This window comes from Spirosoma lituiforme (assembly GCF_054776635.1).
The window spans coordinates 431346-454836 of the sequence record NZ_BAAHBO010000002.1 but is presented as its reverse complement, the minus strand read 5'-3'; the positions used below and the strand labels follow the sequence as shown (position 1 = coordinate 454836).

Genomic DNA, 23491 nt, shown 5'->3' with positions numbered 1-23491 from the left:
GCCATGAAATTAACCATTCTAATTCCCGCCTTCAACGAAGAGCAAACAATCTATTCCATACTAGAACAGGTCACAACCGCACCGCTTCCACAGGGAATTGACCGGGAGGTTATTGTTGTAGACGATTGCTCGCAGGATATGACCCAGGTCTGTGTACAGAACTTCATGAATCAATTTGATGGAGCCAGTATCAAATACATCCGGCATGATGTAAACCAGGGAAAGGGAGCCGCTCTGACAACGGGCATCAATGCGGCTACCGGCGACTTTCTGGTGGTGCAGGACGCTGATCTGGAATACGATCCTGCCGAATATAAGCTGTTGCTTCAGCCTATACTGGATAATAAAGCCGATGTAGTGTTTGGGTCCCGGTTCATGGGCGGACGGCCGCATCGGGTTTTGTATTTCTGGCATTCAGTTGGGAATAGATTTCTGACGCTGCTATCAAATATGTTTACCGATTTGAATTTGACAGACATGGAAACCTGCTACAAAATGTTTCGTCTTGACACGCTAAAACAGATCAACTTACGCGAAAAACGATTCGGCTTCGAGCCTGAAATTGTCGCCAAGATTTCTCGTATACCGGATATTCGCATTTATGAAGTCGGGATTTCGTACGCTGGCCGAACCTATGCCGAAGGAAAGAAAATAGGCTGGCGGGATGGCTTCCGGGCAATCTACTGCATCCTGTACTACAACCTGTTTTATGCCCCAAATACCCTGAGTGCCCTTGTCTCTATCAACTTTATGTATGAACGTCTGGATACTGTTTTGGGCCGTCGGTAGTCTTTGGTACGGTCAGGCGGTGTACCGGGCTCGCTGCGTCAATCCGGCACCAATCCGGAATGGATTCATAGATTCGCTGCTTGTGAATACGCTGGTTGTGGTTATTCTGACGGAAGCGTTAAGTGTTTTTCATCAACTCAATGACAACAGAGTAGGCTTGGTCTGGATTGGGGTAGCTATCAGCTTTACTGGCTGGGCCATCATTCAGCATCACAGTGGTAAAAAATTAGTCGGACTTCACTGGACTCACCTGACTAGGTTTGAGCGCCGATGTCTTGTCGTAACGAGTGTCATTCTTGCCTTAACACTGCTGACTGCTTTTCTGTATCCACCCAATAATTACGACTCCCTCACGTATCACATGGGGCGCATCGGACACTGGATGCAACAGCAGAGTGTTCAGCCTTTTGCCACGCATATCGAGCGGGAGATTTACCAACCTCCGCTGGCCGAGTGGGTGATTCTGCACACACTGTTGCTCAGTGGTTCGGATCTGTGGGCTAACACCGTACAATGGCTGGCGGGGGTTGGTTGTCTGGTCGCCTTGTCGTTGCTGACGAAGCAAATAGGGGGTTTACGGTCACTTCAGATCGCTACCGTTCTGGTGGCCGCAACGATCCCGATGTTTATTCTTCAGTCATCGTCTACGCAGAATGATCTAGTCGTAGCCTTCTATTTAATTCTGGTCGGGTTTTTTCTACTGCGCTATTATCAGAACCGACACATCGCCAGCATCGTCTGGGCCGGTCTTGCGTTGGGCTTTGCATTACTGTCTAAGGGTACGGCCTATCTGTTTAGCGCACCTTTGCTGCTAACGTGGGGGATTATGGAGCTCAGACGTCATCTATTCATAAGCAGGCCAGGGATCTCGACTTACCGTTCTTTGCATAAACTGGCTTTGCCCGTTCTGCTACTCATTGGTATGAGCCTGGGATTAAATGCGGGCCATTATGCCCGAAACCTTTCCATCTATGGGCATCCATTGACAAACGCGCAGCTGGAGGGCGACTACAAAAATCGAGTTCATTCGGTACCAATGATGGTGTCGAATATAAGTCGTAACCTGGCTATTCATTTTGGTGTCCCTATTGTAAACAAACTGGTTCAGCATAGTGTAGAAAGCCTCCATACGGCGATGGAGATGGATATACAGGATGCAAACACCACGTTCGGGGGGAGTGTGTTCAAGTTGCCGAGGGTGAGCAATAACGAAGATAATGCCTCCTGTTTCGTACATCTTTTGTGGCTAACCGGAAGTCTGATCGGGTTAATCCGCCAAAAAAATCAACAAAATCGGACGCCTTATGTAATCCTGGCTGGCGTACTTGCCATTACGTTCATGCTGTTTTGTGCCTACTTAAAATGGCAACCCTGGCATACACGGTTGCACCTTGTGTTATTTCTGCTGGCTTCTCCGATAGGGGCTGTTGGGTTGATAAGGGCAATGGACAGGAATAGACAATGGCCTTTCTGGCTATTTGTCATATCGGCGGGTGGGTTTGCTTTAACGAATCCGTTCAGGCTGTTGATAACATTGCCGCCCTTGACTCAGCCGGTTTCGTTTCTCAATGGACGGGAGAAAAACTATTTTGTGAATGGCCGAGAACACCTGGACACGTTTGTGCGTACATCATCGGCGTTAAATCAGCGATGGCACGATTCGTTACGAGTTGGGTTGCTTCTGGATGAAAATGACTTAGACTACCTATGGTACCACCTGATAAAAAAACCGGTCAGGCTTTATCACATTCGCGTTACAACGCCCAGCAAAGCCGTTGATAGTCATCCGCTCGTAGACTACGTCATTTCAATGCACACATGGAATGACACACTTCACTACAACGGGGAGGTGTATAAACGATTACGAGACAAACGTGGAACGATAGCCTTGTACAGTCGCGATCAGAAAAGCCCACGGGTAACTAACGTGAATACGCCTGGACACACGGACATAAAGACGAATCAGGCAATTATAAACTCGAAACAGTATCCCATAGCAAATACCCGTTCAGGCCGATTATGAGCACAGCCACGGCCCACGACAGGGCTTTAACCCAGAGCGGATTGACAAAACGGCCCATCTTGGCTTTGCTGTTTGTGAACAGAACCAGCGGTACTACCGCAAAGCTAAGTTGAAGCGACAGCACTACCTGGCTGAGGACCAGCAACTCACTGGTACCGTGCTCCCCATAGAGTATGGCAACAACCAGGGCCGGAACAATGGCGACCAGGCGGGTTATGAGCCGACGAATCCAGGGTTTAACGCGCAGATTAATGAAACCTTCCATCACAATCTGCCCGGCCAGGGTACCCGTTAGGGTCGAGTTCTGACCGGAAGCCAGCAGGGCCACCGCAAACAGAATACCCGCCATCTTAACGCCGAGTACCGGGTCGAGCAGGCGGTGCGCATCGGTAATGTCGGCGACCTGCTGGTTGCCCGAAAAGTGAAAAGCAGCCCCGGCCAAAATGAGGATGGCGGCATTGATGAAGAAGGCAAGAAATAAGGAAACGGTCGAGTCGATGGTGGCGAATTTGATGGCCGATTTACGTCCTTCGTCGTTACGCCCGAAATTACGGGTCTGTACAATGCTGGAATGCAGGTACAAATTGTGGGGCATGACCGTGGCCCCCAGTATCCCGATGGCAATGTAGAGCATACCCGGATCGCTGATGATTTCGGCCCGGGGCAGCAAGCCCGAAACGACACCGGCTATATCGGGTTTTGACACCAGTAGCTCGTAGCCAAAACAGCCAACAATCAGGAAAATCAGGCTGGCCACAATCCGTTCGATCAGTTGAAAGCCTTTGTTCTGTAAAAATAATAGCAGCAACACGTCCAGCGCCGTAAGTAAGATGCCAACCGTGAGGGGGAGGTCGAACAGCAGGTTGAGCGCAATGGCTGAACCGATTACCTCGGCCAGATCGGTAGCCGCAATGGCAATTTCGGCTAACAGCCACAACCCAATGGCCACCGGCCTGCTGTAATGGTCGCGGCAGGCCTGCGCCAGATCACGGCCCGTAGCGATGCCCAGCTTAAGCGACAGGTGTTGTAAGAGAATAGCGAACAGGTTGGAAATCAGTACGACCGATAGCAGCCGGTAGCCATACCGCGCCCCGCCCGCAATATCCGTGGCCCAGTTTCCGGGGTCCATGTACCCCACCGCCACCATCAGACCCGGACCCGCGTAGGCCCGCAGGGTTTTAAAAAAGCCCCCGCCCACGGGTACGTTAACTGAGCTATGTACGTCGGCCAGTGAGTCAGTATTGTTCGCCTGCCGCCAGCCTTTCGTTGACGTATTCGTTGCTTCCATGTAATACAATTGACAAATAACTCTCCCTGTAACGAACGAAAGGTAAGGATTGTTGAAATAAAAATTTAGGTTCGTCTAAATTTTTAGAAAGTTTAACATAAAAATTACCTTTGCCTGCAACTGTTTCTGTTTATCCGGCCGTTATGGCTAAGCAGCCGTCCATTTCATGCATTCATTTACTGAGGAGAACTATCTAAAGACCATTTATTACCTCGCTAACCGGCAGCAGGGTGAAGTGAGCACCAACGCCCTCGCCGAAATGACCGCGACGAAGGCGGCCTCGGTAACGGATATGCTGCGGAAACTGGCTGAAAAACAGCTTATTCACTACAAAAAATACCAGGGCGTCCGGCTAACCGAGGAAGGGGAGCGGCTGGCGCTCCAGGTTATTCGGCGGCATCGGCTCTGGGAGGTCTTTCTGGTGCAGAAGCTAGGTTTCGGCTGGGATGAAGTACATGAGATTGCGGAAGAACTGGAGCACATACGGTCGGAAGAACTGGTAACGCGTTTGGATACGTACCTGGGTTGCCCGCAGTTCGATCCGCACGGCGATCCGATTCCTACCCACGCCGGGCAAATGCCCGAAATGGGCTATCGAAAGCTGTCGGAGGTGGCCACGGGTGAGGCCGTCTGCCTGATGGCGGTGCTGGAACACTCGACCGAGTTTCTGAAACACCTCGATCACTCGCACCTTACGTTGGGTTGTACCGTTACCATCCATGAGATCAACACGTTCGACAAATCGGTGCTGGTGCAGGTAGACGCCGGACGTACGGTATTTGTTACCCACGAAGTCGCCAAAAATTTATTAGTGAGTTAGTCCATTATGAAACTCTTAGACGCCTATATACTCAAGCGCTTTCTGCAGACCTACATCTTCGTGGTGATGGTTATTGTGCTGGTGGTGGTGATGATCGATTACACCGAAAAGGTGGACAACTTTCATAAAACCCACGCACCCGGCAATGAAATTCTGTTTAATTACTACCTCAATTTCATTCCGTACTGGGCCAATTACATCAGTCCGCTGATGGTCTTTATTGCCACCGTTTTCCTGACCTCGCGGTTAGCGGCCCGTACCGAGCTTATTGCCATTCTGAGTAGCGGAGTCAGTTTTATCCGGCTGCTTTTTCCGTATGTACTGGGGGCTTCTGTGCTGGCTGTTGCTACGTATTTTATGGTCAACTACGTGATTCCCAAAGCAAACAAAACCCGGATTGCGTTCGAGATCAAGTACATCAACGATGCTTATAACTACTCCGGCCGGAACGTACACTTAAAGATCGCGCCCAACACGTACGCGTATCTGGAAAGCTACAACAACCAGAGTAACACGGGCTACAAGTTTACGATGGAACGCGTGGAGGGCAACCAACTCAAGCAAAAACTCTCCGCCGACCATATCGAGTGGGATGCCAAAAAAAAGAAGTGGACCGTGTATGATTACAAGATACGGACAATCAACGGATTGCAGGAAACGCTCACGCCCGGTCCCCGTATCGACACAACGCTGAATCTGAAACCGGATGATTTCAGTTCGGACTTTAACTTGTACGAAACCCTCACCCGCCCCGAACTGAATCGCCATATTGCCCTCTTGCAAAGCCGCGGGGCCGACGGGGTCGAGACCTACCTGCTCGAAAAATACAGCCGGGATACCCGCCCGTTCGCCATCATTATTCTGACCGTGATCGGCGTCATTATGTCGGCCCGGAAGAGTCGGCGGGGGGTAGGCTGGCAGGTAGCGCTGGGGTTTATTCTGGCCTTTACATATCTACTGTTCTTCATGCTGGCCAAGGGGATTGCCGAGTCGGGTAACCTCAACCCAATAGTGGCGGTCTGGTTGCCGAATGCTATTTTTGCGGGTATCGGTGTACTTTTGTACAATACCATACCCAGGTAAGGGTACGTAATGATGAGTAATGCAGGATGAATGGTGATTCGTTACCGCCGTTCATCCTGCATTACTGCGTCATGTATCATTATGCAGAAAAAAGCGTCACTTACAGACTACTTTCAACTTCATTTCATTGTTCTGATCTGGGGCTTTACCGCTATTCTGGGCAAACTACTGCAACCACTCGATCCGTCGGCGGTCGTTTTGTTTCGGACCCTGCTGGCTGTCTTCGGGCTGGGGATTGTTCTGACCGTTCGTCGGCAAAATCTTCGCGTATCAACTGCTGATGTGTGGAGACTGCTCGGAACGGGCGGACTCATTGGTTTGCACTGGGTCCTGTTTTTTCTGGCGGCCCGATTGTCCAATGTGTCGGTATGTCTGGCCGGTATGGCAACCAGTTCGCTCTGGGCCAGCGTGCTGGAGCCATTGCTGCTGCGTCGGCGGGTGCGCCCCATTGAGGTAGCGCTTGGCGGGGCCGTTATGGCGGGCCTTTATCTGATCTTCCGTTTCGAGTTCGATAAGGTAGTGGGGCTATCGGTCGCCGTGGGGGCCGCGATGTTATCGGCGCTGTTTACCATTATCAACAGCCGGTTTACGCATAAGTATGACGCATTGGTCATTTCGTTTTATGAGATGGCGGGCGCTCTGCTGGGCGCGGTTATATTGTGGCTACTAACCTGGCAACTTACTGGTGAAGAAGCAGGTACGGTTGTTCAATACGTACCCCAAACGGGCATGCAGTGGCTCTGGTTACTCGTGCTTTCGCTGGTTTGCACCGTCTATGCCTATACCGTTGGGGTTAGCCTGTTGCGAAAGTTTTCGGCGTATCTGGCCATATTAACCGTAAATTTGGAGCCGGTGTACGGTATTCTCCTGGCCTTATTGATCTTTGGGGATACCGAACACATGACGTCGGGTTTCTACATCGGTACGCTTGTTATCCTGATTGCTGTACTGGCCTACCCGTTCCTGAGCGGGCAGAAATCGACGAATACCACGCCCACCGGGGGCGATCTGGAAATAAATAGTCAACAATAAAGCGGACGAAGGGCGCCAAAGAAGCCCTGACTTACGTCTGTACGAATTTTTGCATGAAACATCCGCTTATTGATCGGTTGGCGACCATAACCGTTGTTCTTCTGTTTTTACTGGCTTACCTGCCCTTACTGCTGCTCTCGTTTCACAACCATCCATCGGCCGCCGACGATTACTGCTTTGCTGATACGGCGGTCCGGTACGGGTTCTGGCAGGGACAGAAATACTACTATGACGGATGGACGGGGCGTTATTTCTCCAACATGCTGGTTCACGGAAGCCCGCTGGTGTGGGGCTGGTACGATGGGTACCGGTTTATTCCGGCGTTGCTGGCCACCGCACTGGTTGGTGCTATTCTGGCGTTGGTTAACGAGCTGTTGCGGGGTGAGTCGCTGAAAAACCGACTTCAGGTTGTGGGTTTGCTGTTTTTCATGATCGTATTGGCCCTGCAAAGTACCGTCGAAGCGTTTTTCTGGACAGCCGCGATGGCGACCTACACTGTCCCGACTATACTGACTATTTACCTGATGGCCGTTATCATCCGGTGGTATCGTATGCCGGATGGCCTTCTCAAAGGGTTGACGGCCGTGTGGGCGGGGTTTCTGGTATTTGCCAGCATCGGCTCCGGCGAAACGAACCTTGTGCTGTTAATTTTACTGCTGCTGGCCATACTGGGCTACCGGCTGGTGTTCCTCCGGCGGTTCGACCCTGTGCTGATCTGGCTGGTCGTGGTCGCCTTTGTGTCGGCCTGGTTGCTGTTCAGAGCTCCCGGCAACGCGATCCGCATGGGAAGTAACCAGGCAAAAGCGGGTGAACTAGCTAAGTCGATGGGGTTTTCGTTTGGCTGGCTGGCCCGGTCAATGGGGTTGTGGCTGCTCAAAACGCCGATTATTCCTTTTTCGCTGCTCTTCATCCCAATTGCCCGGCGGCTGGTTCGGCACGGCAGCCCTGTTCGTGAGTTGTTTCTGTTGCCGGCTGGTCTGGTCGCGGTGGTCTACCTGGGGTTGCTGGCCGCCACCATTTTTCCCTCCTATTACGGGTTAGGCATTCCGCCTTTCGCCCGCACCATGAACGTCCTGTTCGTTTTCTTTGTACTCGGCTGGTTTTATGTTTTAACCGTCTGGGTAGGGTGGCTCGAACGGCGGGGGCGCAGCCTGACGCTCGTTCAGAAATGGCCTGCGCCCATCTGGATGCTGGCCGGTATCTGGGTGATCGGGAGTGTTGGTGTCAGCAAATCTCTGAAACAGATGGGCACGGATTTAGTCAGTGGTGATGCCGCTACGTATGACCGGGAGATGACCGAACGTCATCGCCAGCTCACGCTATCCGCCGACACCGTTCGCATACGGCCTATCAGTGTATACCCGCCCAGTATTTTTGTTGAAGACATCAAGCCCGACCGAATGCACTGGTGGAACCGTTGCCAGTCAGGCTATTACGGGCACAAAGTAATTGTTCTCGACTCTACACTCACCGCCACCGCTAAGCTATAAATGTCGTCTGTCTGCATCATTATTCCCTGTTACAACGAGGCTACCCGCCTTCGAACCGAGGCATTTCTAGCGTATATGCAGCAGGGTACGAACGTAACGTTCTGCTTTGTCGACGATGGCAGTACCGACGGTACCAGCGTGGTACTGGAAGGCATGCAGGCACAATACCCCGATCGAATTAGTGCGTTGATCCTGCCCCAGAACCAGGGAAAAGCGGGTGCCGTTCGGGCGGGTATGCTGCATTGCGCCGGTAAGCCATTCGATTACCTGGGGTTTCTGGATGCTGACCTGGCCACACCGCTCGCGGCCATTGCCGATCTGTCTGCCGTGCTGGACGCCAATCCGGCGCTGGACCTGGTTATGGGGTCGCGCATCAAGTTTCTAGGCGTCGATATTCGGCGGGATGCTTTCCGGCATTACGTTGGCCGGATCATTGCTACCATTATCAGCACGATACTGAAATTACCCGTTTACGATTCGCAATGCGGGGCCAAGCTATGCCGGTCGGGCATTGTCGTGACGTTGTTTCAGGAACCGTTCATTAGTCCCTGGCTATTCGACGTCGAGCTATTGGCCCGGCTTACCCAGTATCATGGTCGGCCGGGCGTGCTCAGTCACCTCGCCGAACAACCCCTGCGCCAATGGATCGAGCAAAGTGATTCGCGCATCAGTTCGGGGTACATGTTCAGAATGTGGTATGAACTATACCGGATTCAGCGAAAATACAAGAACGTGTAATCGACCGTTGATTAACCTCTATTGGCACCAAACAGGGTGCTTCGGAGAATGAAACTGAAAAATTAAGTCTGCATTATGTCTACTGTTAGCACCGCACCCGTCCAAAGCCGTCTTTTCTCACGGCTGCAACGCGTTGCCCCTGTATTAATCGCCTTGCCGGTTGGTTGCTTTATTCTGTTCGTGTTCACGTATGCCGCCAATGTTCCCTGGTTCGACGACATTGACGCGTTTCTCGGTTTCACACTGGCGTATACCGATGCCACGACGCTCTCCGAAAAGATTTACAATGTTCTGGTCCCCAACAATGAACACCGGATTGTGATTGCTAAACTGATCACGCTGGGCATGTATTACCTGACGGGCGAGGTCAATTTTCGATGGCTCATTCTGATTGCCTTGCTGTTCATACTCGGCACGTTTGTCCTGCTATCCCGGGTGTTTCGATCCATGCAGTTGCCCTGGCTGGCTTTCTTGCCGGTGCCCTTTCTGCTGCTGCAACCCGAGTATTACCTGACCAGCCTTTGGTCTATTCCCGGTCTGCAACATTCCGTTGTTATTTGCCTGACGCTGTCATCGCTATATATGCTTACCCAGTCGGGGAGTGGCAAATTTACCCTCGCTATTACGTTACAAATTTTAGCCGCGCTTTCCATGAGCAATGGCCTGATGGGGTTGATCGCCGGCGGTATTATTTTGGCCCTGAACCGAAGCTGGCTTCGTCTGGGTGGCTGGGTGGTTGGGAGCGTGATCGCCATCTGGCTCTATTTCTATAACTTTCAGAGTGCCGGCCGGACCAGCGAAAGTTTAGCCTACAGCCTGGCTCACCCGGTGCAGGCCATTGGCGCGTTTTTCACGTTCACGGGGGCCATGTTCGATCTGACGCCCACCGTTCAGGGCAGCTGGCGCTATGCGGCACCCACCCTGGCGGGCGCTATACTGACCGCGCTGGTGTTAACCCTGGTGTACCGGATGGGACTTGGGTTCTGGCCGATTGCTGACAAAACCGGTACGAGCGGACGGCAAAACCGGCGGCTGTTCTTCATTGGCGGGTACGTCTTTCTGTTCGGTAATGTGGCCATTATTGCCCTGTTGCGCCTTCGGTACGGGTACGAAGTGATGGTGGTCAGCAATTACATGATCTATCCGGCAGTGATGGCGGCCCTGATCTACCTCAACGTACTAAGCGAATGCCCGGACTGGCGGGCGCAGCAGCAGTGCTTACGTATTGGTTTATTGGTCAGTATCCTGATTTGGGTGTTCGCTTATGGCGTCTACTGGCCCAGAGCGGCTTACCGGAAACAGATGCTGCTGACCAGCGCCATGAACCAGAAACACTATGATATTGGGCTTGGTGCCACGTGGGGAACGCCGTTTGCCAACATGGCCCGTTCGGTCATGCGCGAATCGGCAAAACGGGGTGTCTATCATTACCCGGCCAGTTATATCACGCCGGTGGAGTCATTTCTGACAGTGACAAATGGTCGTGTCTCTAACGACTCCTGTCTGACCATGCAGGTAGAAGGAGGGGGTTACAATTATGTGGCGCAAACTGAGCCCAACGCGTATCCGAATACGCTAAGACAGGCGGCCGTTTTCGTTCAGTCCGACCAGCGCACGCTTCTGTACGCATCGGAGACACCCTTCACGTTGCGGAACTTCTGGCTGAACCAGCCAGTCACGTCGGTGAAGGCCGAAATTATCAATATCATGCTGGCACCGGGTCGCTACAAAGTGGGGGTCGTAACGCCGTCGGAGGAGAACCGTCCGGTTCGGTTCAGCTGCCACGCGGTGACCATTCCTTAAGAAAAAAAGAGACACCCACGCGCTGCAACGACAAAAAGTTTACTTTTGCCAAGTCTGTACAGACTCAATATTCACTGTTTTGCCGAATCCACAGATTTCTATTATTGCTCCGTTGTACAACGAAACGGAATCGTTGCCGCGTCTTGTTGCCCGGTTGAACGCCGTTATGGACGCGTCACCCCTGCACATTGAAGTCGTGCTGGTGGACGATGGGAGTCGTGATACAACGGCTATACTGATGCAGCAACTGGCCCTCACCGACAGCCGCTACCAGTGCGTATTCCTGTCCCGCAACTATGGGCATCAGATTGCGCTCACGGCCGGTATAGCCTCGGCTATAGGCACCGAAGCTCTGTTCATCATTGACGGCGATTTGCAGGATCCCCCCGAGTTACTGACAGAGTTTTACCAGAAGTTTCAGGAAGGATACGATGTAGTGTATGCCGTTCGGAAGAAGCGAAAGGAAAACTGGTTTAAACGAACGGCCTATTCGTTGTTTTACCGGCTCATGCGGTCGATCTCGTACGTCGATTTGCCGCTGGACAGTGGTGATTTCTCCCTCATCAGTCGCCGGGTGGCCGATGTACTGAAGCAAATGCCCGAGGAGAGCCGGTTTATCCGGGGGATGCGAAGCTGGATTGGTTTCCGCCAGATCGGGGTTGAGTACGAGCGTGACGCCCGGCTGGATGGCGAGTCGAAATACTCGTTCAGTATGCTGCAACGCCTGGCCTACAATGGCATCTTTAACTTCAGTGAATACCCCGTCAAGCTGATCACCCGAATGGGTATGTTCACGATTGGCGTGGCTGCGATCTACCTGATTCAGACCCTGATAAAACGGTTTGTGTACCACGACGTACCGCAGGGCTTTACCGCACTGCTGTTCGTTATCGTTCTTTTCAGTGGCGTACAGCTCATCGCGCTGGGTCTGATTGGCGAATACGTATTGCGCATATTTTTCCAGGCTAAAGGCCGTCCGTTGTACGTTGTTCGGGAGGTTATCCGACACCAGCAACGTCAGCCTTTGCCCAGTCTCAGAAGCGCAGATCCAACCACGACTGCCTAGCCGACCACCCGCTAAACAACCTGTTTTTCTCTGTAAAGAACCCCGATGGCATTAGATAATACCTTAACCGCCTACCCTGATCGTATCAATATCGTCATTCCATTATTCAATGACTGGCAGGCGCTGGGGCTATTACTGGAACGTATTCGGGATGTCAACGAGCCGTCCTTAACCAGTCGACTGAGTTTTTTGATCGTCGATGATTGCTCATCAACGAACTTCGAAACCCTGCCCAATGGCATTGGCCAGTCGTTGTCGGTGCTGCGTCTTTTTCGGAACGTTGGTCATCAGAAAGCCATTGCGCTTGGGTTGTCGTATCTGGCTTCGTTACCCGATCAGTATCCTACCATTGTTATGGATTCCGATGGCGAAGACCGGCCCGAAGATATTCCCCAGCTGTTGCAAACCGGCGCTGCCAATCCGGGCCGGATTGTGTTTGCCCATCGCGCCAAACGACACGAAAGCCTGATCTTCCGGTTGTTCTACGAGGTCTACAAAAGTGTTTTTCGTCTGCTGACGGGGAAGGTGATCACGTTTGGGAATTTCAGCCTTGTGCCCGCCCGTCAGTTGCGTAAACTGGCGTACGTGTCAGAAATCTGGAATAACTACCCCGGTGGCGTAATTCGGTCGCGGCTGCCTTACACGGCCGTGCCCCTGGAACGCGGCCGTCGATTGGCGGGGGAGTCCAAAATGAACTTTGTCTCGCTGGTGCTGCATGGGTTGAGCGCCGTGTCGGTCCTGATGGATACAACTGCCGTGCGGTTAGCCTTATTTTGCGTTACGATGGTGGTTGTGTCGGTATTCGGGATTGGCGTGGTGGTGTTTCTGCGCCTGTTTACGGATGCGGCTGTGCCGGGCTGGGCCAGTTATTTAGTTTTTTCATTCCTGATCGTTATCCTCCAGGCGTTTCTTATCTCGCTGCTGCTGGTATTCATCGTGCTGTCGTATCGAACGCAGCCCCAGTTTATTCCGGCACGGCAATTTGGGGATTTCGTCGAAGAGGTCGAGAAGGTGTATTAATAGGTTTACGGCAGGTGGCTGAAGGCCGGTGCTGTGCCGCTGCAACCCCCACGTCGTGGATCACTGAACGATGCTATTTAATTCACTACAATTTTTACTGTTCTTCATTGTCGTTACGCTTAGCTATTTCAGCTTGAAATGGCAGGGACGATGGATACTGTTGTTAATAGCCAGCTGCTATTTCTACATGGTTTTCCAGCCCGCGTACATCCTTATCCTGTTTCTGACCATTGTCATTGACTACATTGCCGGGATCTGGATCGAGAAAACGAGTGGTAAATCCCGACGATGGCTGCTCATTCTGTCGCTCATCTCGAACCTGGGTATTCTGGCTTTTTTTAAATACCTCGGCTTTTTCGCCGAAAACCTGGCTCTGCTGTTCGAAAACCTGAGTATGCCCGGCGTGGCCGAATCCGTTACAGACGTGGTCAATCGGGTGTTTATTAAAGTGTTGCACGCGTTCGGGCAGAGCGGTATTTTGTCGTATAAAAACAACATGAGTATTCTGCCCATCGGTCTGTCGTTTCACACATTTCAGGCCATGAGCTACACGATTGAGGTGTATCGGGGCAACCAAAAGGCGGAGCGGCATTTTGGTATTTACGCCCTCTATGTCATGTTTTACCCGCAGCTGGTAGCCGGTCCCATCGAGCGGCCGCAAAACGTACTCTGGCAGTTCCACGACTATTTTAAGTACGATAAAGAGAACGTCAAAGCGGGCCTGATGCAGATGGCCTTTGGCTTATTCAAGAAACTCGTTATTGCCGACCGGCTGGCTATGCTGGTCGATCACGCGTACGCCGATCCAGCTCAACAGAATGGCCTGACGTTGCTGGCAGCCACATTTTTCTACACGATCCAGATTTACTGCGATTTTTCGGGCTACTCCGATGTGGCGATTGGAGCCGCCCGGGTCATGGGTTTTTCACTCATGGAAAACTTCCGGACACCCTACATTGCCCAGTCCGTCTCGGAATTCTGGCGACGCTGGCATATTTCGCTCTCGACCTGGTTCCGCGATTACCTGTACATTCCACTCGGGGGCAACCGAAAAGGGGAAGTGCGTCAGTACATCAACATGATGATCGTTTTCCTGGCCAGCGGCCTCTGGCATGGTCCTAACTGGACTTATGTAATCTGGGGAGGATTGAATGGGTTATACCAGATTCTGGCTGTGTTGCGGGATAAAGTATTAGCCCGACTGGGTTTCATATCGACACCGGCCAAACAGATTCACTCGCCTGCCAGTGCGCCTAAACCGCATTCGCCACTGCGCGTGGTGGCCAATACGCTCAGTACGTTCGTACTCATCATGCTGACCTGGGTGTTTTTCCGCGCCCGTAATCTGGGCGATGCTTTCCTGATCCTGAAACGGATTCCAACGCTGTCGTTCAGTGATCACCTCGACAGTCCCATGAATACAACCGAGATGTGGTTCAGTGTTTTTCTGATCGTCTTTCTGTTAATAAAAGAGCAGTTTTACCTCACCATTCCCACCCGAAGCACGCTCCGGTTTGCCGCCCTGTTTGTACTGATCACCTTCGCTACGTACTTATTCGGCGTGTTCTCCTCGAACCAGTTCATTTATTTTCAGTTCTGAGAAGCGCTCTTTTTCACTATATCGCCTACAAAGATCACCTTTTCATTAAGCTCGGATAACGCATTGGCTACAGCACGCAGTCGTACTATATTGGTATGATGGCTCATGCTGTGAGGAGTATGCGTTTGCTAAGTTCATTAACTGCTAAATTTACCTTTCTGGATTTACTAACTCGTATGGCGTCAACTAAGGCCAGCATTTCGTAAAGCAGGGGATCGTTAGTAGCAGCCTGCACGGCGGTTGGATAGAGTGGTTCGATAGCCTGGCCTCGAACAGCACCATCTGCATCCGGCCACACGTAGGGCTCATTTGATTGAATAAGATCACACAATGGTTGTGTGGGCATACCCCGAACCAGCGCTCCCGGTTACTGCGGGAAGACATACTTGATACCATACTGTAAAAAGTCAAGTAGAGCACGAGCCATGACATGTTTGGTCGCTGGATCGTACAAACCCGCAAACGCTGATCGCGCCAGCGATTCGGTTACCTCCGAAGGACTAATTTGAAGCTGAGAGGCAATTTCTTTATTTAATATATCTCGTCAAGATTTTGGTAAGACACGTACTATACCTAAAGGATTAATCTCAACCCAGCTTCTATTGTATTGAGCAATAATCTTCAATAATACAGGTACGTCTTGCGGGCGCATACCATTATGCTTTCTCATAATTCGTGATTCGCAAATTGCGAATTTTCCGAAAAATGTAGTTAGAATAGCGTAACGTTAGCTCACTCAATGACTAGTCTCTGATTAACTATCTGCTCTAAACGGAATAGGAGTGAGGCTACTTCCCCTCTTCAAACGCCATCGCCACGCCGTTCATGCAGTAGCGCAGACCCGTAGGCTCCGGTCCGTCGGTAAAAACGTGTCCGAGGTGGGCGTCGCAAACTGAGCATCGAACTTCCGTGCGGCCACCGTCGGGCTCATCATAAACGGCATTGGAAACAATGGGCGCGTAAAAACTGGGCCAGCCAGTGTGCGAATCAAACTTGGTGGCCGACGTAAAAAGGGGATTATGGCAGCATACGCAGGTATACATACCTTGTCGGTGCTCGTGGGTTAACTCGCTGCTGTTAGGCCATTCGGTGCCATTGTCGCGGGCAACGTTGTACTGGGAGCGGGTCAACTGCTTTTTCCAGTCGGCATCGGTTTTCTCGACCCGGCGGTTACCGGGCGATGTCGCTCCTGCGGGGCGCTGGTGTGGTGGCCTGGGCTTGGCAAAAAAGGTACCGTACAGCCATAAACCGGCTATCAGCAGCACGGCTACCAGGACGAAAATTCTGTTTTGTGGCATAGCGTCAAACCCGAATGTTTTCGTCTAAAACACAAAACAGACCGCTTCCCGTTCACCGAAACTTACCGGCCAATGGCTACTTTTCGCAAAATGGAATCGATGACCTGTAGGGTGGTAACCCCGTCGGCTTCGGCTTCGTAATTGAGCATGATGCGGTGGTTGAATACATCCGGAGCCACCTCCTTGATGTCTTCCGGCAAGACATAATCCCGGCGGTCGAAGTAGGCGAGGGCTTTGGCGGCCAGATTCAGGTTGATGCTGGCCCGTGGCGATACCCCGAACTGAATGTAACGAGCCTCGTCCCGGAGGTTGTATTCCAGGGGCCGACGCGTCGCGAAAACCAGCTCGATGATGTACCGCTCCAGGGTTTCTGAAATAGTAATGCCATTGATCTCGTCGCGAATGGCGGACAGTTCTTCCTTGCCCAGCACGGGCTGTACCTCGTAGTCGAAATTCATGTTCGACATCCGGCGCATGACGGCCAATTCGTCTTCTTTGTTCAGGTAGTCTACGAAGACCTTCATCATGAAGCGGTCTACCTGCGCTTCGGGGAGAGGATACGTACCTTCCTGTTCAACCGGATTTTGCGTAGCCAGTACCAGAAAAGGACGGTCGAGAACAAAGGTTTCTTCCCCAATCGTAACCTGCTTTTCCTGCATGGCTTCTAGCAGGGCCGCCTGTACTTTGGCGGGCGAGCGATTGACCTCATCGGCCAGAATCAGGTTGGCGAAGATGGGGCCTTGCTTCACTTCGAACTCCGCCGTTTTCTGATTAAAAATCATGGTGCCGATCAGGTCGGCGGGCAGCAGATCGGGGGTAAACTGAATACGCTGAAAATCCAGTTCCAGCACTTTGGCAAGCGTGTTGATTGTCAGGGTTTTGGCCAGACCCGGCACGCCTTCGAGTAAAATATGGCCACCCGTAAACAGGCCGATGAGCAACCGGTTAAGCAATCGGTCCTGCCCGACCACCACCTGGCTCATTTCATTGAATACCTCGCGGATCTTAGTATGGTACGTGAATGACGTCGTTGGTTGCATAATAATCCGTTTACGGTCTGTGGTTTACGGTTCGGAGTTGGTGGTTCACGGCAATCGCAACCCGCAAACCACAAGCTCTAAACCGTAAATCACAGACAAACTACCTTAAAACGTTATCCGGATACTGCGGTCCTTGCCGTGAATGTCCTTGTACACATGAATTTTGGTAAAGCCCCGGTCCGCAAAAACCTGCCGGGTCGCTTCGCCAAAGCGTTCATTGATTTCGACGTAGCAAGCGCCGTCTTTTGTCAGATACCGGACGCAGAAATCAGCCACGGCTTTGTAGAAAACCAGCGGGTCATTGTCTTCCACGAAAAGAGCCAGATCCGGCTCGTAGTCCAGTACATTGCGGTCCATATCCGCGGCCTCCGAACGGGTTACGTAGGGTGGATTGCTAACCACGCAATCGAACCGCTGGTCGAAATCAGGGGGAACATTCAGAATATCCTGAATCGAAAAGTCAACGTCGGCATGAAGATTCTCCGCGTTCTGGCGAGCCAGTGCCAGGGCCTCCATCGATACATCCCAGCCGGTTACTACGGATTGCGGCAGAAACCGGGCCAGCGTAATGGCAATGCACCCACTGCCGGTACCAATGTCCAGAATAGGAACATCATCAACACGGTCGGCAAAATCGTGCATGATCAGGCGAACCAGATCTTCGGTTTCGGGACGGGGAATCAGCACATCGGGCGACACCTCAAACTCTAAGCCACAAAAGATGGTCGTACCAATAACGTGCTGGATGGGCTCCTGCCGATTCAATCGTTCGAGAATCTTGAACCAGTCGGGCTCCGTACGGTTTGGCGGAAGTGGTTTATCGGTAAGCACATCAGTCTTTCGGAAACCGAAATAATGATCCAGTAGCATAAAGGCCATTTCCCGGGCTTCTTCGGGAGCGTAGGCTGTAATGTTCTTGCTAAGGCGTTCGTATAAGGGTTTGGCAGTAGCCATTTGATTCGGGACGAGTAATTTTGCCAAAAATAGGAAAGTTTAGGCGGTTCCGTACGGGGATTTGCGGCTTCTGATGGCCAGATGGCTCCTGTTGTCCGCAAAAAGTACGGTTGGTCGAGGATAGCATGCCTTGTCAACAACAGTTAAAACGGGTACAAAAGATGGTAACAGAGATGGATAAACGGTTTATGCGTCGTGCGCTCGAACTGGCTGGCCTCGGTCGGGGGCAGGTTAGCCCTAACCCCATGGTCGGCTGTGTTATTACGTACGCGTCGGGTTCTGAGGAGCCGCGTATTATTGGGGAGGGGTGGCACCAGCGCTATGGCGACTGGCACGCCGAGGTGAACGCCGTTCGCTCGGTGAAGCCCGAAGACCGGCATCTGTTACCCGAAGCGACCGTTTACGTAACGCTGGAACCTTGCTCGCACTGGGGGAAAACGCCCCCCTGCGCCGATCTGCTCGTTGACAGTCGGGTGAAACGGGTTATCTGTTGCAATGATGATCCTAATCCACTCGTGTCGGGGCAGGGGTTTGCCAAACTTCGGGAGGCCGGTATTTCGGTAGAAACGGGCCTGCTTGCCGAGCAGGGCCGCAAACTGAATGCCCGGTTCTTTACGTTTTTTGAGCATAAACGCCCGTATATCATGCTGAAGTGGGCGGAGACGGCCGACGGCTTCATTGCCGGTGAGCAGGGGCGGCAGGTTAAAATAAGTGGCGATCTGGCCCATCGGCTGGTGCATCGCTGGCGCAGCGAAGAGCCTGCTATTATGGTAGGGGCTAATACGGCCCGGCTGGATAATCCTCGTCTGAACGTTCGCCTTTGGCCCGGCCTGGATAGGCCCGGCCTGGATGGGCCCATCCAGGCCGGGCCTATCCCCTCAAATCAGCATCCGATACGTATTGTGGTTGATAGTGGGTTGTCGCTGGAGCATTCGCTGCATTTGTTCGACGGTTCTCAACCGACTATTGTGTACCATCGTGTTGCGGGTAAAAGCGAATCCGGTTTCCCCAATGTCGCGTATTCATTCATACCTGATCGCACGGAGTCGTCGCTCGCATACATATTGGACGACCTTTACCAGCGAAAGATCCAGTCCGTGCTGGTAGAGGGCGGGACCCGTTTGTTGACATCGTTCATAGAGGCTGGTCTCTGGGATGAGATGAGGGTATTTCGGAGTCAGACCATGTTGGGAGCGGGCATCGCGGCTCCTCAGGTTCGGGGTAAACTAAGTAGCCGGGAAGCCATTGGTCGGGATGAATTGACCATATATGTCAATGAATGAAGACACGTCGCTAGGCCAGCGAAAAGCTTCAGCTACAAAAAAACGCTCCGATTTTGTCGGAGCGTTTAGGTACAAAAGAGGAAGATTGTGGTGATCGTAGGTAAGGGATCAGGCCACCCTGCCTATTGCGATTGGGCAACGGGCGTGGCATTGCTGCCAATATTTCCACTCGCTACCAGACTGGTGCCCGACATAACCTTGACGTTGGCGTTGTAGGTAGTCAACTTATCGTAGAAGCCTGCCTCGCTTATCGTGTAATATTTGTTCGTGGAAAATTCGCCGGTTGCTCCGCTAATGGCATCGAGGGCTTTGAGGGATTTTGCGGCACTATCAGCCATTTTTCCTTCGTAAATAGATGCGGTGTAGGGTGTTCCGGTTGTTGTGTTGTAAAGACCCACCTCGACCAGGGTAACCGCCGAATTGTATTTGTAAAAGACCACCCGCCCGTATATGGTTGCTCCCGTGGCCGACGTGAGCGTGTACGACTTGTAGGTCGTTAGGGTACCCCCGCCCGGTGCAACACTCGTATTGGGTTCAAACTTCTGCTGTTCGCAGGAACTGAGTAACGTAATGAGTGAGAAAAGGATGCCCAGTACGGCGATCGTGCTTCGTGTGTTGAAAAATCGGTTCATCGCTGGAGGTACAGTTAGAAGTTGAACATCAGACGGCCATAATAGTAGGCACCGTTAGAGCCTTGCTGGTTGTTGGAATACAGGTAAAACCCCTGATTTTCGGACCGGAGTATCTGAGGGTATTTATCGAGGATGTTGCTACCGCCGAGGGACAGTTTCACGTTCCGGTTCAGATCATATCCGAAGCTTAGGTCGAAGATGGCCTGTCCCGAAAATGTTTGGTCATAAAAATTGCCATCGTTGTCCGACGATACCGACCGCTCCGTAACCGTTCCGAAGTACGTACCTCTCAGCATTGTGTTGAATTTGTTGACGCGGTAGGTAACCGAACCGATCAGTTTTGTTCGGGGCGTGCCCGTTTCAAATTGCCCGATTACGTCGCGGCTGAGGTATTTGCCCACAATTTGGTCGGGAGTGAGATTGGCGACGTTCAGGTCGAGCACTTTCCGGTTGAGAACCGTATTCTTGCTGAAAATGGCGGCAAGGCTGAATGTGACACTGCTGCCTCGTTTCAGGTTGAGCGTGTAGTTACCAACGGCTTCGACGCCTTTCGACCGGACATCCGCGCCGTTGACGAAAAACTGAGCTTCGCCATCACCGATAACTTCCTGGTAGTTATTCCCAACTTCCGACGCATTGAAATAGCTGGTTCTGAAGATACGGTTGTCAACGTCGATCTGGTACGCGTCCAGGGTTACTTCGAAACCTGGTGCTGGCTGATAGGTCAGACCGAACCCATACGTACGAGATTGTTCCTGTTTCAGTCCTTTAATGCCCAATACCCGGGCTGCTGTGCTGTTAGTGGGGTAGGTGGTCACGTCCAGTGGTTGTGGAATACCGTTGGCGTCGGGTACGAAAGCCGTCGCGGTGTGGGTGTAGTTCAGTTCCTGCAACGATGGTGCCCGGAAGCCAGTGGCAATAGAGCCACGGATCGACAGGGTTTTGGTCAGCGAATAGCGGGCGGCCAGCTTGCCAATGGTTACCCCGCCGAAGTCAGAGTAGTTTTCCAGGCGGAAAGCGCCCGCCAGCAGGAATTTCCGGGTAAGTTCCAGTTCCGCATCCAGATAGGCGGCCATCGTAGTCCGGAACTCGTTCCGCTCGTTTTTGGGGCCAAAGCCCGCAAAGCACTGGCAGTTAGAGGATAACGATTTAACGGTTACCTGCTGACCCGCATAAACGGATAAGGGCTGCCCGTTTGCATCAACGATTGGTGTACTGCTGGCATCTTCCAGCGGCTTGCCGTCCGGGCCAACCAGCAGGCCGTCTCTGGCTACCGTAAGAATGCCCGCATTGCCGTAGGCGTAACTTTCTTCCTGGCCCTTAATGATCTTGTAGTTTTCAATCCGCATCTCCGCGCCGAAAGCAACGTTCAGGCCATTCATTACGCCTTTGAAATAGCGGGACATGTCGAGGTTGGTGGAGTTCTGCGAAAACTGGTGCGTACCCAGGTTCATGTTCACCGGCGTATTGGAGCCGAGAGACGCATTCATGGTATTGACCATACCCAGACGCATGGTGTTCCGGCCAAACGTGTTGCTGAAATCGACGCTGAACTCGCCGATTTTACTTTTGAGGCCAATGGTGTTCGAGATATCCGACGTATTCGACGTCATCTGGGGTCTGAATCCGTTTGGATAGAGCAGGTAATTGAACCGGTCGGTCTGGGCGGGTCGGCGGAAATAGCAGGAGAACCCTTCCAGGTATTTATACGACGCCCCGCCAAAACTGTAGATCGTGGTGGTCGGGTTGATTTCGTAACCCGCATTGTAAAACGTGCTGCCTAGGGTAATGGCCGGCATACCCGCGTATACCGCAAAATCGGCTTTGGTCAATCCGCGGGCACTCATCAAACCCGTTTCCGTTTTCAGGGCGGAAATCTGCGACGCATTACCGGCTACCTGTGCGTTGATCAATTCCGGATTTGTGATCACCGGATTCCCATTTTTATCGGTTCTCAGGTTATTCAGGTAGGTGTTGTCGAAGAACCCCCAGTCGTTAACGAACGGCCGTAAGGTGGGTCGGCGCTGGGTGATCTGGCCCGAAACGTTGAAGTAGCCTTTGTCGCTGATTTTGAAACCGTAATTGGCGTCGAACTGGTAATTGAAGCCATCGGGTTTGCCCGCTTTGGTCAGCGCCCCGGCCTGTCCGCCCGTGTTGGCGTAACCGCCACCGGTGAGGCTGCCCGTCAGTTTGTTCGTGCCTTTTTTCAGGATGATGTTAACCACGCCAGCGACCGCATCAGAGCCATACTGTGCAGCCGCCCCATCGCGAAGAATTTCGACCCGGTCAATCGCCGACACGGGAATCGTCATCAGATCGACGGTAGTAGACGGACTACCCACCGCGGTTTCGGTAATGAGCAAAGCCGATGTATGCCGTCTTTTTCCATTGATAAGCACCAGAATCTGGTTGGGGGCCATGTTCCGAAGCTGAACGGGATCGACGTGCGAGTTGAGATCGCCCCCCTGCGAGCGAACCGCGTTGAAGCTCGGCGCTACGAACGCCAGCATCTGGGCCAGATCCATTTGCGGAAGTTCGCCCATAATGTCCTTGATCGAGATCACGTCGACGGGAACGGGCGTTTCCAGAATAGTGCGTCCCGTGTTGCGCGACCCCGTTACAATCAGTTCGGTTAGTTGGGTAGCATCTTCATCCAGCGCTATGTTGAAGTTGGTCCCGCTGCCTACTTTTATTTCTTTCGATTTGAAACCGATGAAACTGATGACCAGCACGTCTGATGGCGACGCTTCCAGCGCGAACATGCCCTGGCTATCCGTAACGGCTCCTTTCCTTGAGTTTCCTTTGACCAATACGTTGACGCCCTGCAGGGCTTCGGTGTTTCCGCTGACCGAGACTTTACCGGTTATTTTTCGGCTTTGGGCCAGCGTCTCTATCGGGCATAAGGCGACCATGATCAGGAGGGCGACTAATGCAGGCAATACACGATCCTTACGTAATTTTAGTGTCATGGTTAGTATTTACTAGAGTTGAACAAACGGATCATTCGGTAATACGGGTAATTTTTAAAGTTGTACGGACTGATTTTTTGGTAAATGCAATGGGAAAGTTGAGGTAATAGCAAGCCAGAAGCCGGAAAAACCGGCTTTCGCAACGAACAAAACGTAAGCTTATTTGCTGGGGGTAATCAGTTCAGTTATAGGTGTTTCTATACGGTATAACTTCCTGACCTATGAACTCTCCGGAACTTAGTCGTGCGCACGAATAGAGAGTAGTATTTTTTGTTAATGATCAAATATTAAAATTATACTACTGTATAGCAAGTAAAATTTAGAATATAATTCTGAATTATTGAATAAATACAATAGATGAGTATTTATGGTCTATTTTCCTTAAGCGTAAGACCATACAAGCTGGCCATCTGTCAATAATCATTTCTGTAGTTTTGGTGATAAAAATGTGGATCGTTTTGATGGAGCCGGACCTTTACCTAACAATTCGTACAGGCACCGATTGAAATCAACAGTAAACTGTTTTATTTGGTTAGCTATTTGCTTGACTAACAAATGATTGC

The 23491-nt window shown here is 51.9% G+C and carries 18 protein-coding genes; 12 read left to right on the top strand and 6 right to left on the bottom strand.

What is annotated here, in order from left to right; translation table 11 throughout:
* Positions 1-3: 3 nt before the first annotated feature.
* The gene (locus ACYU87_RS10335; RefSeq protein ID WP_461133987.1) at positions 4-789 is read left to right on the top strand and encodes a glycosyltransferase family 2 protein; all 786 of its coding nucleotides are present in this window, start codon (positions 4-6) and stop codon (positions 787-789) included.
* Positions 755-2812, top strand: a complete 2058-nt coding sequence (locus ACYU87_RS10330) for an ArnT family glycosyltransferase (protein WP_461133986.1) — start codon at positions 755-757, stop codon at positions 2810-2812. Before ACYU87_RS10335 ends, ACYU87_RS10330 begins: the two co-directional genes overlap by 35 nt.
* On the opposite strand, the gene ACYU87_RS10325 is transcribed toward ACYU87_RS10330, so the two are convergent.
* The gene (locus ACYU87_RS10325) at positions 2760-4100 is read right to left on the bottom strand and encodes an Nramp family divalent metal transporter (protein ID WP_461133985.1); all 1341 of its coding nucleotides are present in this window, start codon (positions 4098-4100) and stop codon (positions 2760-2762) included. The genes ACYU87_RS10330 and ACYU87_RS10325 overlap by 53 nt on opposite strands.
* Positions 4101-4266: 166 nt before the next feature.
* Between ACYU87_RS10325 and ACYU87_RS10320 the strand changes: the two genes are divergently transcribed.
* The 9 genes from ACYU87_RS10320 to ACYU87_RS10280 all read left to right on the top strand — a co-directional run bounded on the left by ACYU87_RS10320 (position 4267) and on the right by ACYU87_RS10280 (position 14752).
* Entirely contained in the window at positions 4267-4920 is a 654-nt protein-coding gene (locus ACYU87_RS10320) for a metal-dependent transcriptional regulator (RefSeq protein WP_461133984.1), read from the top strand.
* A gap of 6 nt (positions 4921-4926) precedes the next feature.
* Complete coding sequence (locus tag ACYU87_RS10315; protein WP_461133983.1) at positions 4927-6003, top strand: LptF/LptG family permease; 1077 nt, start codon at positions 4927-4929, stop codon at positions 6001-6003.
* 81 nt (positions 6004-6084) lie between these two features.
* A complete protein-coding gene (locus ACYU87_RS10310; RefSeq protein WP_461133982.1) occupies positions 6085-7035 on the top strand; it encodes a DMT family transporter in 951 nt (316 codons plus the stop codon).
* Positions 7036-7088: 53 nt separating this feature from the next.
* Positions 7089-8525: a DUF6056 family protein gene (locus tag ACYU87_RS10305; protein WP_461133981.1), complete on the top strand. Its 1437-nt coding sequence runs from the start codon at positions 7089-7091 to the stop codon at positions 8523-8525.
* Positions 8526-9263, top strand: coding sequence for a glycosyltransferase (locus ACYU87_RS10300; protein ID WP_461133980.1), 738 nt, complete (start codon positions 8526-8528; stop codon positions 9261-9263). It begins immediately after the preceding gene.
* Between the two features lie 75 nt (positions 9264-9338).
* A complete protein-coding gene (locus ACYU87_RS10295) occupies positions 9339-11066 on the top strand; it encodes a hypothetical protein (RefSeq protein WP_461133979.1) in 1728 nt (575 codons plus the stop codon).
* Positions 11067-11145: 79 nt separating this feature from the next.
* Complete coding sequence (locus tag ACYU87_RS10290; protein WP_461133978.1) at positions 11146-12132, top strand: glycosyltransferase family 2 protein; 987 nt, start codon at positions 11146-11148, stop codon at positions 12130-12132.
* 45 nt (positions 12133-12177) lie between these two features.
* Entirely contained in the window at positions 12178-13152 is a 975-nt protein-coding gene (locus tag ACYU87_RS10285) for a glycosyltransferase (RefSeq protein ID WP_461133977.1), read from the top strand.
* A 70-nt stretch (positions 13153-13222) separates the two neighbouring features.
* Positions 13223-14752: an MBOAT family O-acyltransferase gene (locus ACYU87_RS10280; RefSeq protein ID WP_461133976.1), complete on the top strand. Its 1530-nt coding sequence runs from the start codon at positions 13223-13225 to the stop codon at positions 14750-14752.
* 788 nt (positions 14753-15540) lie between these two features.
* On the opposite strand, the gene msrB is transcribed toward ACYU87_RS10280, so the two are convergent.
* The 3 genes from msrB to prmC form a co-directional block, all read right to left on the bottom strand.
* Complete coding sequence (gene msrB / locus ACYU87_RS10275; RefSeq protein WP_461133975.1) at positions 15541-16050, bottom strand: peptide-methionine (R)-S-oxide reductase MsrB; 510 nt, start codon at positions 16048-16050, stop codon at positions 15541-15543.
* A gap of 62 nt (positions 16051-16112) precedes the next feature.
* Complete coding sequence (locus ACYU87_RS10270) at positions 16113-17090, bottom strand: AAA family ATPase (protein WP_461133974.1); 978 nt, start codon at positions 17088-17090, stop codon at positions 16113-16115.
* Positions 17091-17195: 105 nt separating this feature from the next.
* Positions 17196-18044, bottom strand: coding sequence for a peptide chain release factor N(5)-glutamine methyltransferase (gene prmC / locus ACYU87_RS10265; RefSeq protein ID WP_461134365.1), 849 nt, complete (start codon positions 18042-18044; stop codon positions 17196-17198).
* Between the two features lie 161 nt (positions 18045-18205).
* Between prmC and ribD the strand changes: the two genes are divergently transcribed.
* Entirely contained in the window at positions 18206-19327 is a 1122-nt protein-coding gene (gene ribD, locus ACYU87_RS10260) for a bifunctional diaminohydroxyphosphoribosylaminopyrimidine deaminase/5-amino-6-(5-phosphoribosylamino)uracil reductase RibD (RefSeq protein WP_461133973.1), read from the top strand.
* Positions 19328-19449: 122 nt separating this feature from the next.
* On the opposite strand, the gene ACYU87_RS10255 is transcribed toward ribD, so the two are convergent.
* Together ACYU87_RS10255 and ACYU87_RS10250 are read right to left on the bottom strand one after the other, a co-directional pair.
* Positions 19450-19959 carry a hypothetical protein gene (locus ACYU87_RS10255; protein WP_461133972.1) on the bottom strand — a complete coding sequence of 170 codons (510 nt, stop codon included), beginning with the start codon at positions 19957-19959 and terminating at the stop codon, positions 19450-19452.
* 14 nt (positions 19960-19973) lie between these two features.
* Entirely contained in the window at positions 19974-22928 is a 2955-nt protein-coding gene (locus ACYU87_RS10250; protein WP_461133971.1) for a TonB-dependent receptor, read from the bottom strand.
* Positions 22929-23491: the final 563 nt, after the last annotated feature.